Source organism: Lysinibacillus sp. 10T31, from assembly GCF_056394365.1.
The window spans coordinates 1-412 of the sequence record NZ_JBFTHS010000228.1 but is presented as its reverse complement, the minus strand read 5'-3'; the positions used below and the strand labels follow the sequence as shown (position 1 = coordinate 412).

1 protein-coding gene is annotated in these 412 nt (G+C 59.5%); it reads right to left on the bottom strand.

Annotated elements, in window-relative coordinates; genetic code table 11:
- The coding region (locus tag AC1DCY_RS27780; protein ID WP_477356024.1) for an ATP-grasp domain-containing protein at positions 1-412 on the bottom strand (412 nt) is incomplete at both ends.

Sequence of the window (412 nt, the reverse complement as noted above, 5' to 3'; positions counted from 1 at the left end):
ACCGTGGGTGATGGCCAAGGCATCGAGCACGCCTTCGACGTAATCGATCAGCCCATCAAGCTCCGGCGCATCGGCGGGCAGCAGGTCTTCACGGTCATAGATCTTGCGACCGTCGGCGCTCAACGTCTTGGTGCATTTCCAGACATCAGTGATCCAGTGCTCGCCCTGATGACTGACACTGTTGATAACGTACTCGTCGCCCTCCAGGTATTCCTGCAACAACAGCGCCCGGTTGCTGCGCATCATCAGGTTAGTAGCGCCGAGAATGCAGTCGATGGCCGCATGCAGTTGAGCGGCATCGTGACAGATGAACACATTATCGGAGCCCGCACTGTCCAGTGGCTTGACCACCACCGTCGATTCGCCACGAGCCTGGAACCAGGCCAGAGCCTCTGCGCTGGAGGCGGTACGC